This window comes from Kribbella sp. NPDC023855 (assembly GCF_040639475.1).
Lineage (GTDB): Bacteria > Actinomycetota > Actinomycetes > Propionibacteriales > Kribbellaceae > Kribbella.
In genome coordinates this window covers 1,096,625-1,109,863 of sequence record NZ_JBFAAA010000001.1, presented here as the reverse complement: position 1 = coordinate 1,109,863, position 13,239 = coordinate 1,096,625, and the positions used below count along the sequence as shown (strand labels likewise).

Here is a 13,239-nt window from a genome sequence, read left to right as displayed (position 1 = left end):
CGAGCTCACCGCGGACGGCAATCCGACCGCCCGGCGGCCACGGCAATCGGCACGATCAGCAGGGCCAGCAGGCCACCGCCCAGGGCCAGGGCTGGATAGCCGATGCCCGCGACAACCAGGCCGGAGACCATCCCGCCGGTGGCGCCGGCGATCGCGATGAAGACGTCGACCAGACCCTGGGTCTTCGCGCGGCCGGCCAGCGGAACGGCGTCGGTGACGATCGCGGTGCCGCTGACCAGGCCCAGGTTCCAGCCGAAACCCAGCAGCGCAAGGGCCGTAGCCAGTGGCGCGACAGAGCCCGCCGGGGCACTGGCCGCGACGATACCGGCGGCCAGCAAGACGAGTCCTGAGACGGCAGCGATGCCGAGCGGGCCGTAGCGATCGACGAGCCGGCCGGTCACTGGCGACGGCAGGTACATCGCCCCGAGGTGGATGGCGATGACGACCCCGGAGGCGGCCGCACCGCGCCCGTGGTCGTGGAGGTGAACCGGCGTCATCGTCATGACGGCCACCATCACCAACTGCGTCAGCACCATCACCATCGAGCCCACCACGACCCCGGTACGACGCCCGCCGATCCGCGGTCTCGGTTCGGTGGACGCCACCGCAGGGCGTCGCGCCTCCAGCGTGCGGGCCAGAAGCAACGGATCCGGACGCAGCCAGACGGCCAGGATCAAGGCGGCCAGGGCATACGCGGTACCGGCAAGAAGGAACGGTCCGGCCAGGTAGGGGACGCCGAGGCTCTCCGCCAGCTCGCCCGTTGGTGCTGCCAGGTTGGGGCCGACTACGCCGCCCAGGGTGGTCGCGACCAGCACTGTGGACACTGCGCGAGCACGGTGAGTCGGCTCAGCCAGATCGGCTCCGGCATAGCGGGCCAGGAGGTTCGTCGACATCCCGGCTCCGTAGACGAACAGTGCGACGAACAGCAGAGCGGCGTTGCCGAGAGCAGCGCCGGCGATGACGCCCGCGCTGCCGATCGCACCGGCGAGGTAACCGGTGGCAAGGCCCAGACGTCGACCGTGAGTCTGCGAGATCCGGCCGACCGCGATGGCCGCCAGTACCGAACCGGCCGTCCCCAGCGCACTGGGAAGACCAGCCAGGCTGGTGGACTTCAGCATGTCTTGAGCGAGCAGGGATCCGACGGTGACACCCGCCGCCAGTCCGGCGCCGCTCAGGACCTGAGCGGCGACCAAGACGACGAGAGTACGGCGCTGCGCCTCGGCGGAAGACACGCCCTCCCGCAGGTCCGGCGCGTCAGTCTTCACGAGGCATCGGACTACCCAGGTCCAGGCGGTCGGCCAGGCCGGCTGCGGCGAACGCGGCCGTGAGTTCGGCGCGGCCTTCGGCATAGTGGTCCCAACCGTCGTAGTGAACGGGTACCGCCCGGAGCGCGCCCAGAATTCTTGCCGCCTCGGCGGTCTGTACGCTGTCGAAGACGATGGGCGCGCCGCCGAAAAGGACCGGAAAACTCGGGGCGCCGGCGAAAAGGATGGCGGTGTGGACCGGCGCGAAGCGCTCGGCGATCTCCTTGACCGCGTCGAGCGAGGCGTTGTCGCCGCTGACGTACACCGTCGGCAGTTCGTCACCGGTCAGGACGAAGCCGACGACTTCGCCGGTGACCGGTTCGACCTCCTCGCGGGCCCCTGGCCCATGGATGGCGGGCACACCGTGCACGGTGAGGACGCCGCCGCCCGGTCGGGCCAGTTCGATCGACTCCCAGTCAGCCAGACCTCTCGCCCTGTCTCCCAGGCGTTGTCCGCCTCCCGGCGTGGTCAGGGTCAAGGGCACCTCGGCGAGGAAGGCCCGGCCGGCGGTGTCGAGGTTGTCGGGGTGCTCGTCGTGGGACAGCAGGACCACGTCGACCGCGCCGAGCTCGCTGGGCCGGCCGGCCGAAGCGGTGGTCTTGGTCAGGATCTTCTGTCCGGCGCTGTGGTAGTCACCGGGTTCGTCGAAGGTCGGATCGGTGAGAAACCTCAATCCGCCGTAGTCGAACAGGGCGGTCGGACCGCCGAGGACCCGAACCGGGAACGGTGTGCTGGCCACGAACTCTCCTCACGGATAACTGCATCATCTTCCGTGAGACTGTAAATGTTTCTCACGGACGCTGGCAAGCCGTACCATGAGAGTCATGAGCCCGACCGACCAGGCCGTGCTGCCGCCCGCCCCTGGAGCCGAGCAGTACGTCGCTCTGGACTTCGTCAACAGCGCCATCGCGCTGCCCAACGGGCACTTCGTGGATCTGATGGGCACTCCCGAGGCGACGAATCGGTGGCTTGCGGCTCACGGTCTGGCGCCCGCCGACGCCGGCGTCCAGGAGATGTGCGCGACCCAACTGCGATCGCTGCGGGAGCACTTCCGAGCCCTGTTCGGTGCGCGCAGCTCCGGGCTTCCCGTCCTGCCGGCCGCGCTCACCGCGGTCAATGACGCGATGACCAGGGTCTCGACGGCCGCCCTGTTGCGCTGGGACGAGAAGGAAGGCCCGTACCGCGAGGCGAGCTGCCCGCCGAACCAGATTCTGGACCGCGCGCTCGCGACCCTGGCCGACAACGCGGCCGACCTCCTCACCGGTCCCGACGCCGAATCCCTCGCCCTCTGCGAGTCGAGTCCCTGTAACCGCTACCTGTTGCGTCGCGGCCGCCGCCAGTGGTGCTCCGTGCGCTGTGGCGATCGGGCTCGCGCGGCCCGGGCCTACGCCCGGCGCGCGTAACCCACTTCAGCTGAGGTTGAGGGCCAGCACAGCGCCGGTGAGGACGAGCGGGGTGAGGATCAGGCCGCGCCAGAGGAAGGACCACCAGGAGATGTGGATGTCGGCGGCTCGGCAGCGGTCTCGCCACAGGAGGGTGGCTAGAGATCCCCAGAGGGTGAGCAGGCAGCCGCAGTTCACGCCGATGAGGAGCAGCATCATCCGGGTGCCGTCTGCTGCGGCGACGGGCTCCATCGCGAGGTAGGCCGGGAGGTTGTCGACGGCGTTCGCGCCGAGTGCCGCCGTACCGGTCAGCCGCAGGTGCGCCGCGAGGCCGCCCGGGTTGGTGCCGGCGACCTGGCTCAGGACGCCTTCCAGGCCGTGTGCCGTGAAGGCGCCGACGACGAGGAAGAGTCCTACAACCGTGATGACCAGCCGCCAGGGGAGTAGCGACCACGTGAGCTCGCGGCGTCGGCGTACGGCGAAGAGGACGATCAGCACCAGGGCGCCCACGCTGGCCGGCCACGCCACGTCGATGCCCGTGACGAAGGCGGGTCCGAGCGCGAGGCACACGGCCGCCGAGCCCCAGAAGAGCACCTTGTCGTCGAGCTCAGGAGTCTCCGGTACGACGTACGTCCGGCGCAGGTCCCGACGGAACAGGACAGCCAGGACGGCCACGGTGATCACGATCGCGGCGATGGCCGGTCGCCAGCTGAGGCCGAGATAGTCGCGCAGCCCGAGACCGAGCCGGTCGAACTGATGCAGCGCGAGCAGGTTGGTGAGATTGGACACTGGCAGCAGCAGCGACGCCGTGCCGGCCAGCCACACCGTGGTGAAGGCGAAGAGCTTCGGCGGGATGTCGAGCTGGCGCGCCATCGCGAGCACTACCGGGGTGAGCAGTACTGCGCAGGTATCCAGGGACAGCACGATGGTCAAACCCGTGGCCAGCACGACCACCAAGAGCCACAGCCGCCACGTGCGGCCACGCCCGAGGTGCGCCGCCTCCCGGGCAGCGACCTCGAAGACCTTCGCGGCGTCGGCCAGGCCGGCGATCACCGTCACCGCGACCAGGAAGACCAGAACCGGAGCGATCCGCTCGAGCACGGCCAGCGCCTCCGACGGACCCAGCACACCGGGTGCGAGCGCGGCAAGACCACCGAGCGCACTCAGCCACCACATGGAATTACCGCCCTCCGAAGTCGGGTGAGTGAGTACGCTGGCCGCGTGACAGCGCCGGAGCAACCTCAGCGGCCGGCCCAGTATGCCCCGGAGCACCCCGAAGGCTATCCGGCGGAGTACGAGGCGGACGTCGTCCTGCGCGACGGGGCGACAGCGCATCTGCGGCCGATCACCCCAGGTGACGCGGACCTGCTGGTGGCCTTCTACGCACGGGTCTCGGAGCAGTCGAAGTACTACCGGTTCTTCGCGCCGTACCCGCAGCTGTCCGATCGCGATGTGGCGCGTTTCACCCAGGTGGACTACGTCGACCGGCTGGCGCTGATCGTGACGGTCGGCGACGCGATGATCGGGGTCGGCCGCTACGAGCGGACCGGCCGGCGGACCGCCGAGGTGGCCTTCCTGATCGAGGACGCCCACCAGGGCCGGGGCCTGGGGCAACTGTTGCTCGAGCACCTGGCCCAGGGGGCCCGCGAGCACGGCATCGCCCGGTTCGTCGCCGAGGTGCTGCCGGACAACCGCAAGATGATCACCGTGTTCACCGAGGCCGGCTACAAGGTCGCCCGGGAGTTCGAGGACGGCGTGATCATGGTCGAGTTCGACATCGCGCCGACCGACACCTCGTTCGGGGTGATGCAGGCCCGCGAGCAACGCTCGGAGGCGCTGTCGATCGCGCGGCTGCTCACCCCGGCGGGAGTCGCCGTGATCGGGGCCAGCCGGCGCGAGGGCACGATCGGCAACGCGTTGCTGCGCAACCTGCGCGACGGTGGCTTCCCGGGCCGGCTGTACGCCGTCAACACCGACACCCAGGCCGACGAGATCGACGGCGTACCGGCGTACCCGACGATCCGGGATGTCGACGGGCCGGTCGATCTGGCGGTGGTCGCGGTGCGGGCCGAGATGGTTGCCGACGTGATCCTGGACTGCGCGGCCAAGGGCGTGCGCGGGCTGGTGGTGGTGTCGAGCGGCTTCGCCGAGATCGGTGACGAGGGACGCAAACGGCAGCGGTACCTGGTCGGCCTCGCCCGGTCCTACGGGATGCGCGTGATCGGCCCGAACGCACTGGGCGTGATCAACACCGCCTCCGGCGTCAGCCTCAACGCGACGCTGTCGCCGCTGATGCCCAGCCCGGGCCGGGTCGCGTTCTTCTGCCAGTCCGGCGCGCTCGGCGTCTCGATCCTGGCCGACATGGTCGGGCGCGGTCTCGGCCTGTCGAGCTTCGTCTCGGCCGGCAACCGGGCCGATGTCTCCGGCAACGACCTGATGCAGTACTGGTACTCCGACGAGGCGACCGAGGTCGTCCTGCTCTACCTGGAGTCGCTCGGCAATCCGCGCAAGTTCAGCCGGGTCGCGCGGCGGCTGGCCGGCCGCAAGCCGGTGATCGCGCTGAAGTCCGGTCGCGCCACCCAAGGTGTCCCGCTCGGCCACACGGTCCGTCGCAGTACGTTGCCTTCAGCAACCATTGACTCGCTGTTCCGGCAGAGCGGGCTGATCGGCGTCGACACCCCCGGTGAGTTGTTCGACGTCGCGCAACTGGTCGCACACCAGCCGCTGCCGAAGGGCCGCCGGGTCGCGATCGTCAGCAACTCCGACGCACTGACCCTGCTGGCCCTCGACACGATGGCGGGCTGCGGGCTCGACGTCGCGGGGGAGCCGCGCACACTGAACGCCGAGGCGAGCGCGGCCGACTTCGGCGCCGCGCTGGGAGAGGTGTTCGCCGATGACCGGGTGGACTCGGTGGTGGTGATCTTCACGCCGCCGGTCCAGTCCAACGGTGCCGAGGTCGCCCAGGTGCTCGCGGCCGGCGCCGCCGAGTCCGACAAGCCGGTTGTCTCCACCTTCCTCGCCTCGCGCAGCGTCCCGGAGCAACTCCGCGTCCCGGACGAGCACGGCGGCGCGGCCCGCGGCTCGATCCCGTCGTTCTCCTCCCCGCAGTACGCCGTGGGCGCACTCGCCAAGGCCACCATGTACGCCGAGTGGCGGCGTCGCGCGGACAGCAGCATCCCCGACCTGCCCGGGATCGACACCACCGGCGCCGAGGACTTCGTCGCGGAGTTCCTGCAGCGCCACCCGAACGGCGCCGACCTCGACGACGCCGACCGGCAACGGTTGCTGAGCTTCTACGACATCACCGTGCTGCCCGCGTTCCCGGTGCTGTCGGCGGACGAGGCGGTCGCGCGCGCCGAGGAGCTCGGCTTCGAGGTGATCCTGAAGGCAACCGCCGAGCAGTGGCGGATGCGGCCGGACCTCGCCGACATCTGGCGCCACATCCACGACGAGGACGACATGCGCGAGGCATGGGCCGAGATGACGCGGACGTTCGGGGTCGCGTCGGATCCTGGCCGGGCTCAGTTCGTCGTCCAGAAGATGGCGCCTCCCGGCGTACCGGTGGTCATCTCGGCTCTGGAGGACGTTGCCTTCGGCCCGGTGGTGTCGTTCGGCCTGTCCGGGGTCGCGACCGACCTGCTGGGCGACCGCGCCTATCGGATGCCTCCGCTCACGACGGTCGACGCCGCCGAGATGGTCCGCGAAGTCCGGGCGGCGCCGCTGCTTTATGGCTATCGCGGTTCCGATCCGGTGGACATCCCAGCCATCGAGAACCTGCTGCATCGAGTCTCTCGGCTGACCCTCGAGCTGGAGGAGGTGGTCCGCTGCGACCTCCGCTCCGTCCTCGTCGCGGCCGAGGGCGCCACCATCCTGGACACCAGCATCCGCATCGCCCCGAACGAGAAACCCCGGCAGGACACCCCAGCCCGTCGCCTCACCTGACCTCAGAGGTCTGGTAATTGCAGCGCGCGGAGATGGTTCGGCCGCCTAGGCTGAGCTGATGCTGAGGGCGGATGCGACAGCGCTGGCGGAGTTGTTCGGGGTGGGGGAGCCGAGCGCGATGCAGGAGACGGCACGCGGGGCGATGGGTGCTGTCTGGCGGTTGGAGACCGAGACCGGAACCTATGCCGCCAAGGAGTTGTTCTGGTTCGAGGGTGATGTCGGCTCCGTGCGGCGCGAGGTTGCGTTTCGGACCGCGTGTGCGGCGGCTGGGGTGCGGAGTCCTGAGCCGTTGGCGAGTGTCAGCGGCGAGTACGTCGTACGGCATGAAGGGGTTTGGTGGCGGCTGTACGAGTGGGCGGAAGGCGACGTTCCGGACCACCTGGACATCGAGGTCACCACGTGGCTCGCTCAGCAGATGGCGGTCATCCACGCCCTCGACTGGCCCGGTGGCGAGCTCGAGCCGGTGCCGTTCTACCACCAGGTCGATGTCGACTGGGACGAACTGGTGGACACGGCGCTGCGGGCCGGCGTCGAGTGGGCCGACGACCTTCGCCGGGCTCAGCCGCAACTGCTCGAGCTGACCTCACTCGTCAACGCGGAACCGGTCGGCGACCAGGTCTGGTGCCACCGCGACCTCAAGAACAGCAACGTACTGCGACCCGCGAGCAACGTTGCCGAGGGCAACTGGCTGGTCGACTGGGACAACGTCGGCCCACTCTCACCGGAGCGGGAACTGGGCGCGCTGCTGATGTGGCACCTGCACAACCCAGCTGACCTTCGGCGCCTCGTGACCGGCTACCACGCGGCGGGCGGGCCGGCCGAGATCACCGGCCCGGCCTCGTTCGCCACCGGCCTCGCGATCTCCCTCAACTTCCTGCACGGACAGGCCGCGCTGGCGATGGACACCGGCCACGCCGAGACCCACCGCCGCTACGCCACCCGTCAGGTCGCCGGCGTCATCTCCGGCCTCCCTGACCTCGCCCAACTGAAGACCGTCGCCGACGTCAGCCGGACCTAGGTGGCGGGTGTGAATCGCACCGTGATGCTCAAACCACCTTCGGCGCGGGCGGTGGTGGTGAGGGCGGCGTGGTGCGCATCGGCAACGGCCTTGACGATGGCCAGTCCGAGACCGTAGCTCTCGCGGCGCCCGCTGCGGTCAGGCGCCAGGCGTTGGAACGGCTGGAAGAGTCGATGAAGCTGATCGTCGGGGATGACCGGCCCGCTGTTGGTGACCGAGAGGGTGACTTCGTTGCCGGCGGCCCGCGTCGTGATGTCGACCAGACCCCCTGAGTGGTTGTAGCGGACGGCGTTGTCGACGAGGTTGGTGATGAGGCTTTGGATCAGTCGGGCGTCGCCGGACATCGCGGCTGGTGCGAGGTGTTCGCCGAGGTGGAGGCCTGCTTGAGTTGCCTGCTCGCGGTGGGAGACGAGTACCTCGGCGACGAGATCGGCGAGGTCGAACGTTTCCCAGCGGGCGACGCCCCGCTCGCTCGTGGCCAGGGTGAGCAATGCCTGGACAAGACGCTCCTGGTGCTCGCCCAGCGCGAGTGCTTCTTGGCAGACCGAGCGCAGAGTGGCCGCGTCGGCGTCGGGATCGGCGAGGGCGACTTCCAGGAGGGTCCGCAGGCCGGCCAGCGGAGTACGGAGTTCGTGTGAGGCGTTGGCGACGAAGTGCCGTTGTGCGGTGAAGGAGGCTTCCAGCCGGGCGAACAGGTCGTCGAGGATCGAGCCCAGTTCGGTCAGTTCGTCGGTGGGCTCGCCGAGGGCGAGCCGCTGGTGGAGGTTGCCGGCCGAGATCGCTTTGGCGGTGGCGGTGACGGCTCGCAGCGGCCTGAGGAAGCGGCCGGCGACGTACCAGCCCGCGGCCCAGGCGATCGGGATGAGCAGCACCAGGGCGATGGTGGAGCCGATCATGAGCTGGTGCGGGTCGATCCCTTGCCCGGTTCCGCTGAGCACGCCTGGAGTGTTGCTGTCGACGGCCGTGGTCTTCTGCAGACCGGTGAGCGGGATGGTCACGATGGCAAGAATCCCGAGCCCGGCGAGATAGATGCCGGTGGCATAGAAGAGCGTCAGCCGGGCCTGCAGCGAGCGCCGCGGCTGCGTCGTACCGGCGAAGGGCTCTGGGTCGATAGCGGCCAGGTGCTGCTGGGCTGGGCCGGTGAGTTCGGTCATGCTGGTCCGATCCGGTAGCCGCCTTCGCGGATGGTTTCGATGACGGGTGGATCGCCGAGCTTGGCCCGGAGCCGATGCATGGTGTGTTTCACCGCGGAGGTGAAGGGATCGGCGGCCTCGTCCCAGGCTCGTTCGAGCAGCTCTTCGGCGGACAGCACGAGGCCCGGCGCGGCCAGCAGGCATTCGAGCAGGGCGAACTCCTTGGGACTCAGCTCGAGCCGTCGGCCGGCGCGGAAAGCGGTCCGGCGGGCCGGGTCCAGGACGATGTCCCCGCAACTGAGGGTCGGTGGAAGCGGCGGGGCGGTGCGGCGAGCCAGGGCGCGGACCCGGGCGACCAGTTCGGCGAAGGCGAACGGCTTGGACAGGTAGTCGTCGGCGCCGAGGCTGAGCCCGTCGACCCGGTCCTCGATCGTTCCGGCCGCGGTCAGCATCAGCACACGGGTCTCGGCCCGTCCGTGCGCGAGCTCCCGGCAGATGTCGTCGCCGCTGACGCCAGGTAGGTCGCGGTCGAGAACCACCACGTCGTACCGGGTGGAAGTCAGCCGATCAACGGCAGCGTCCCCGTCCAGTGCGACGTCAACGGCCATGCCCTCGCGCCGCAGCCCGGTAGCGATCGAGCGAGCCAGTACTTCGAAGTCCTCGACCACCAGAACTCTCATCGCGGTCCACCCGTTCGACGTGTCACCTACGCCACGATGCCAGGTGGTCGGTTTCAACCAGGTCGCAGCCACAGCGACGGAGCCGCGACCGGCTGCTGTCTAGAACTAGCCAGATGAAACCAGCTTCCACCAGCCGCCTGCCCCGATGAGCGGCGCAGCGATCGTCGTCGCCGGGTTGCGCAAGCGCTACGGGACGACCCAAGCCCTCGACGGCATGACGTTCAGCGTTCACCCCGGTCTGGTGACCGGCTTCCTCGGGCCGAACGGCGCCGGGAAGTCCACCACGATGCGGGTCATCCTGGGTCTGGATGCGGTCGACGACGGCACCGCGCTGATCGACGGCCAGCCGTACCACCGCCTGCGGCATCCGCTGAGCCACGTCGGCTCACTGCTTGACGCAGCCGCACTGCACCCCAGCCGGACCGGTCGCAACCACCTGCTCTGGCTGGCACATTCCCAGGGCTTGCCCGCGCGCCGCGTGGATCAGGTGATCGAACAGACCGGCCTGACCTCGGCGGCCAGGCGCAAGGCCGGCGGCTACTCGCTCGGCATGCGGCAGCGACTCGGGATCGCTGCGGCCCTGCTGGGTGATCCGCCGATCATCATGCTCGACGAGCCGTTCAACGGCATGGACCCCGACGGCATCATCTGGCTGCGTGGCTTCCTGCGGTCGTTGGCCGCCGAGGGGCGAGCCGTCCTGGTGTCCAGCCATCTGATGAGCGAGGTGCAGGACACCGCCGATCACCTGATCGTCGCCGGACGTGGGAAGGCCATCGCCGACACCGGTATGGCCGACCTGCTGGCGGCGGCGTCCGGCGATCGGGTGTCCCTGCGAACCACGGCCCGCCCGGAGGCGATGACGATGCTGGCGCAGGCAGGCGCCAAGGTCGTTGCCGCAGGCCCTGATTCCGTCACCGTTTCCGGCCTGCCGGCCGAACGCATGGTGCAGTTGCTCAGCCAGAGCGCGATCCCGTTCTCGGAGGTGTCGGCGCATCGAGCCACCCTGGAGGACGCCTATCTGGAGCTGACCCGCGACGCGGTGGAGTTCCGCGCCACGGCGGGCAAGGAGGAATCGCGGTGACCCGCAGCGTGACGCCGTACAGGTCCCGGGGCGCTGGCCGCGATGGGTTTCTCGAGTTGCTGCATGCGGAGTGGACGAAGTTCCGCACCGTCCGGGGCTGGGTGGTCGGCATGGCGGCCGCGGCTCTGATGGTGGTGCTCGTCGCGCTGCTCGCCGGAATCAGTAGCGACCAGCGCGGCGCCTCTGCGGTGCCGATCGGATCGGGCGGCCAACCAGTGACCGACAGCTTCTACTTCGTACACCAACCACTGACCGGAGACGGCAGCATCACTGTCGCGGTAGCTGCACTCAAGAGCAGTGTTCCGCGGGGGCCCGCCGTCGTGCCCTGGGCGAAGGCGGGGCTGATCGTCAAGCAGAGCCTGCGGGAGGGATCTCCGTACGCCGCGATCATGGTGACCGGCAGCCACGGCGTACGGATGCAGGACAACTACCTCGCAGATCGAACTGGCCCGACCGCGGCGAAGTGGCTGCGACTCGAACGCTCAGGTGACGCGATCACTGGGTACGCCTCCGCCGACGGAATCAACTGGACCAAGGTCGGCACCGTGCACGTGGACCTCGGCCCAACCCCGCTAGCCGGGCTGTTCGTCGCATCACCTCAGGCCGTCGAAGGCCGCGGTACGACGGCCAGCGTGTCAACCGCCACTTTCACCGATCTCCAAGGAACAGACCGCCACTGGACCGGCGATCAGGTAGGAGCCGGATCGCCCACCTTCGCCGGATACCCACCTCCCGCGGCGGGATCGTTCACCGAATCCGGCGGCACCTTCACGGTCACCGGCGCCGGTGACATTGCGCCCGCCGCCCGCTACTCCCTGCCGACCGCCGGGACGCTCGCCAACCTCCTCACCGGCACCTTCGCCGCGCTGATCGCGGTCGTCGTGGTGGCTGTTCTGTTCATCACCACGGAGTACCGGAACAACCTGGTTCACGTCACCCTGATCGCCGGCCCACGGCGGCCGCGGCTACTGCTCGCCAAGGCGATCGTGCTGAGTGCCGTCACCTTCGTCGCCGGCCTGGCAGGCGTGCTCGTCGCAATCCCACTCGGCGAGCGGTTGGCCCGGGCGAACGGCGTCTACATCTTCCCCGTGACCACCTCGACCGAACTACGAGTAGCCCTCGGTACTGCGGCCCTGCTCGCGGCAGCCTCGATCCTGGCCCTCTCCGTCGGCGCCATCGTCCGTACCAGCGCAGGCGCGGTCACCACCGTCATCGCGGCCATCGTGCTGCCGTACCTCTTGGTCGCCAACCCGTTCATGCCCGCCGGCCCCGCGAACTGGCTGACCCGGGTGACGCCGGCTGCGGCCTTCGCCGTACAGCAAACGCTCGTGCAGTACCCACAGGTCGCCAGCCCCTACACGCCCTACAACGACTACTACCCCTTGGCGCCGTGGGCCGGACTCGCCGTGCTGGTCGGCTACGCACTAGCGGCCCTAGCGGTAGCAACCGTCCTGCTCCAAAGGCGAGACGCATGAGACGCGCACTGCATACGGAATGGACCAAGCTGCGGACCGTCGCCGGCCCGCTGTGGCTACTCCTCGGCGTGATCGCGACGACAGTGGCGATAGGCGCAGGCGCGGCCTCACTGATGGCCTGCGAGTCCGCCAGCGGTGGCGGCGACCTGACCAAGGTCAGCCGTCTTGGTGTCGAGGTCGGTCAGGCGTTGGTCGCCATCCTGGCTGTGCTGGTCATCAGCGGTGAGTACGGCTCGGGCATGATCCGCACCAGCCTGATCGCGGTCCCGCGTCGGCTCACGGTCTTCGCGTCCAAGGCCGGGATTCTCATCGCCGTCGTGGCCGCGGCCGGAACCATCGCCGTACTTGGCTCTCTGCTGGTCGGCCGGCTGATCCTGCCCGGCGATCCGGAGCTGACCGAGAGACGCGCGACCGCAGGGTTGGTCCTCTACCTGATGCTGATCGCCCTGCTCAGCCTGGGCATCGCCGTCATCGTGCGCGAGGCCGCGACCAGCATCGGCGCCATCCTCGGGCTGCTCTCCCTGCCGCCGATCCTCGGCCAGACGATCGCCAACCCGCACTGGCAGCAGCTGCTCCAGCAGCTCGCGCCGACGACCGCCACGCTCGGTGCCACTGCCGGGTGGTCCGCCGCAGCCATCACCGCCGGCGGACTCCTGCTACGAACCCGCGACGTCTAAGTGCGGGTGTAGACGCCGTCGGTGCGGGTCATGAGCTGGAAGTCGACCAGGTCGCGGCGGAGGGCTGCGTGGTCGTCGTGCCAGGCATTGAGGATGGCGTTGACCTCCGCCTCCGGGTAGGCGCGACCGTGCTCGAAGGAGTTGACCAGGTACTCGAGCACGATCCGCGTCTTCGCAGGGACGGTCGGGAAGCCGGTCAACCGGCCGTCGCGGATGAAGGCGCGGAGTACGGCGTCGCGGGACGGGTCCGGGTCGAGCGGCTCGCGTTCGGGCCGGCCGGTGCGCACCGCGTCCTTGAAGACGTCTTCGACCGCGGACAGCCCGGCGGGGGAGGCGGTCAGCAGACCGGCCTTGATCAGCCGCTGCACCGCCTTGCCGACCACCCCGGTATCGAGTCCGGTGGCGTCGGCGATCTCGCCGGGCGTCCGGGCGCCCAGAACGACGGCGGAGTACGTGCGCAGCCGTGCGGGCTCGGCCAGTGATCCACAGAGAAGGTCCGCGTTCATGCCTTCCAACGTAATCTCGGCGGCAACTGGATTTCTTTGCT

The 13,239-nt window shown here is 69.5% G+C and carries 12 protein-coding genes; 6 read left to right on the top strand and 6 right to left on the bottom strand.

Annotated features, from left to right (window positions below; all coding sequences use genetic code 11):
- Positions 1 to 5 precede the first annotated feature (5 nt).
- Together AB0F51_RS05105 and AB0F51_RS05100 are read right to left on the bottom strand one after the other, a co-directional pair.
- Positions 6 to 1,265 (bottom strand): MFS transporter, encoded by a 1,260-nt coding sequence (locus AB0F51_RS05105; RefSeq protein ID WP_360274187.1) that lies wholly within the window; start codon positions 1,263 to 1,265, stop codon positions 6 to 8.
- Complete coding sequence (locus tag AB0F51_RS05100; RefSeq protein WP_360274184.1) at positions 1,255 to 2,043, bottom strand: MBL fold metallo-hydrolase; 789 nt, start codon at positions 2,041 to 2,043, stop codon at positions 1,255 to 1,257. The genes AB0F51_RS05105 and AB0F51_RS05100 overlap by 11 nt, the downstream gene beginning before the upstream one ends.
- An 85-nt stretch (positions 2,044 to 2,128) precedes the next feature.
- Between AB0F51_RS05100 and AB0F51_RS05095 the strand changes: the two genes are divergently transcribed.
- The gene (locus tag AB0F51_RS05095) at positions 2,129 to 2,707 is read left to right on the top strand and encodes an ABATE domain-containing protein (RefSeq protein ID WP_360274181.1); all 579 of its coding nucleotides are present in this window, start codon (positions 2,129 to 2,131) and stop codon (positions 2,705 to 2,707) included.
- Between the two features lie 6 nt (positions 2,708 to 2,713).
- Here AB0F51_RS05095 and AB0F51_RS05090 read toward each other — a convergent pair whose 3' ends face one another.
- On the bottom strand, positions 2,714 to 3,862 hold the full coding sequence (locus tag AB0F51_RS05090; RefSeq protein WP_360274178.1) for an SLC13 family permease: 1,149 nt from the start codon (positions 3,860 to 3,862) through the stop codon (positions 2,714 to 2,716).
- A gap of 45 nt (positions 3,863 to 3,907) precedes the next feature.
- Here AB0F51_RS05090 and AB0F51_RS05085 point away from each other — a divergent pair, with 45 nt between their 5' ends.
- Together AB0F51_RS05085 and AB0F51_RS05080 are read left to right on the top strand one after the other, a co-directional pair.
- Positions 3,908 to 6,628 carry a GNAT family N-acetyltransferase gene (locus AB0F51_RS05085; protein WP_360274175.1) on the top strand — a complete coding sequence of 907 codons (2,721 nt, stop codon included), beginning with the start codon at positions 3,908 to 3,910 and terminating at the stop codon, positions 6,626 to 6,628.
- A 58-nt stretch (positions 6,629 to 6,686) separates the two neighbouring features.
- On the top strand, positions 6,687 to 7,646 hold the full coding sequence (locus tag AB0F51_RS05080; RefSeq protein WP_360274172.1) for a phosphotransferase: 960 nt from the start codon (positions 6,687 to 6,689) through the stop codon (positions 7,644 to 7,646).
- Here the strand turns inward: AB0F51_RS05080 and AB0F51_RS05075 are convergent.
- Positions 7,643 to 8,800, bottom strand: coding sequence for a HAMP domain-containing sensor histidine kinase (locus AB0F51_RS05075; RefSeq protein WP_360274169.1), 1,158 nt, complete (start codon positions 8,798 to 8,800; stop codon positions 7,643 to 7,645). The two genes, AB0F51_RS05080 and AB0F51_RS05075, sit on opposite strands and share 4 nt — an antisense overlap.
- Positions 8,797 to 9,459 (bottom strand): response regulator transcription factor, encoded by a 663-nt coding sequence (locus tag AB0F51_RS05070; protein ID WP_360274166.1) that lies wholly within the window; start codon positions 9,457 to 9,459, stop codon positions 8,797 to 8,799. The genes AB0F51_RS05075 and AB0F51_RS05070 overlap by 4 nt, the downstream gene beginning before the upstream one ends.
- A gap of 145 nt (positions 9,460 to 9,604) precedes the next feature.
- Between AB0F51_RS05070 and AB0F51_RS05065 the strand changes: the two genes are divergently transcribed.
- Genes AB0F51_RS05065 through AB0F51_RS05055 form a run of 3 tightly spaced genes read left to right on the top strand, consistent with a single transcriptional unit; the run spans position 9,605 to position 12,692 of the window.
- Positions 9,605 to 10,540, top strand: coding sequence for an ATP-binding cassette domain-containing protein (locus tag AB0F51_RS05065; protein WP_360274164.1), 936 nt, complete (start codon positions 9,605 to 9,607; stop codon positions 10,538 to 10,540).
- Positions 10,537 to 12,015 carry an ABC transporter permease subunit gene (locus AB0F51_RS05060; RefSeq protein WP_360274161.1) on the top strand — a complete coding sequence of 493 codons (1,479 nt, stop codon included), beginning with the start codon at positions 10,537 to 10,539 and terminating at the stop codon, positions 12,013 to 12,015. The genes AB0F51_RS05065 and AB0F51_RS05060 overlap by 4 nt, the downstream gene beginning before the upstream one ends.
- Positions 12,012 to 12,692, top strand: a complete 681-nt coding sequence (locus tag AB0F51_RS05055; protein WP_360274158.1) for an ABC transporter permease — start codon at positions 12,012 to 12,014, stop codon at positions 12,690 to 12,692. Before AB0F51_RS05060 ends, AB0F51_RS05055 begins: the two co-directional genes overlap by 4 nt.
- Here the strand turns inward: AB0F51_RS05055 and AB0F51_RS05050 are convergent.
- Complete coding sequence (locus AB0F51_RS05050) at positions 12,689 to 13,198, bottom strand: DUF2087 domain-containing protein (protein WP_360274156.1); 510 nt, start codon at positions 13,196 to 13,198, stop codon at positions 12,689 to 12,691. The two genes, AB0F51_RS05055 and AB0F51_RS05050, sit on opposite strands and share 4 nt — an antisense overlap.
- Positions 13,199 to 13,239: the final 41 nt, after the last annotated feature.

Coding starts and splice junctions, on each gene's coding strand:
- AB0F51_RS05080 (WP_360274172.1), top strand. CDS start 6,687: ATGCTGAGGGCGGATGCGACAGCGCTGGCGGAGTTGTTCGGGGTGGGG.
- AB0F51_RS05075 (WP_360274169.1), bottom strand. CDS start 8,800: ATGACCGAACTCACCGGCCCAGCCCAGCAGCACCTGGCCGCTATCGAC.
- AB0F51_RS05055 (WP_360274158.1), top strand. CDS start 12,012: ATGAGACGCGCACTGCATACGGAATGGACCAAGCTGCGGACCGTCGCC.
- AB0F51_RS05095 (WP_360274181.1), top strand. CDS start 2,129: ATGAGCCCGACCGACCAGGCCGTGCTGCCGCCCGCCCCTGGAGCCGAG.
- AB0F51_RS05090 (WP_360274178.1), bottom strand. CDS start 3,862: ATGTGGTGGCTGAGTGCGCTCGGTGGTCTTGCCGCGCTCGCACCCGGT.
- AB0F51_RS05065 (WP_360274164.1), top strand. CDS start 9,605: ATGAGCGGCGCAGCGATCGTCGTCGCCGGGTTGCGCAAGCGCTACGGG.
- AB0F51_RS05070 (WP_360274166.1), bottom strand. CDS start 9,459: ATGAGAGTTCTGGTGGTCGAGGACTTCGAAGTACTGGCTCGCTCGATC.
- AB0F51_RS05050 (WP_360274156.1), bottom strand. CDS start 13,198: ATGAACGCGGACCTTCTCTGTGGATCACTGGCCGAGCCCGCACGGCTG.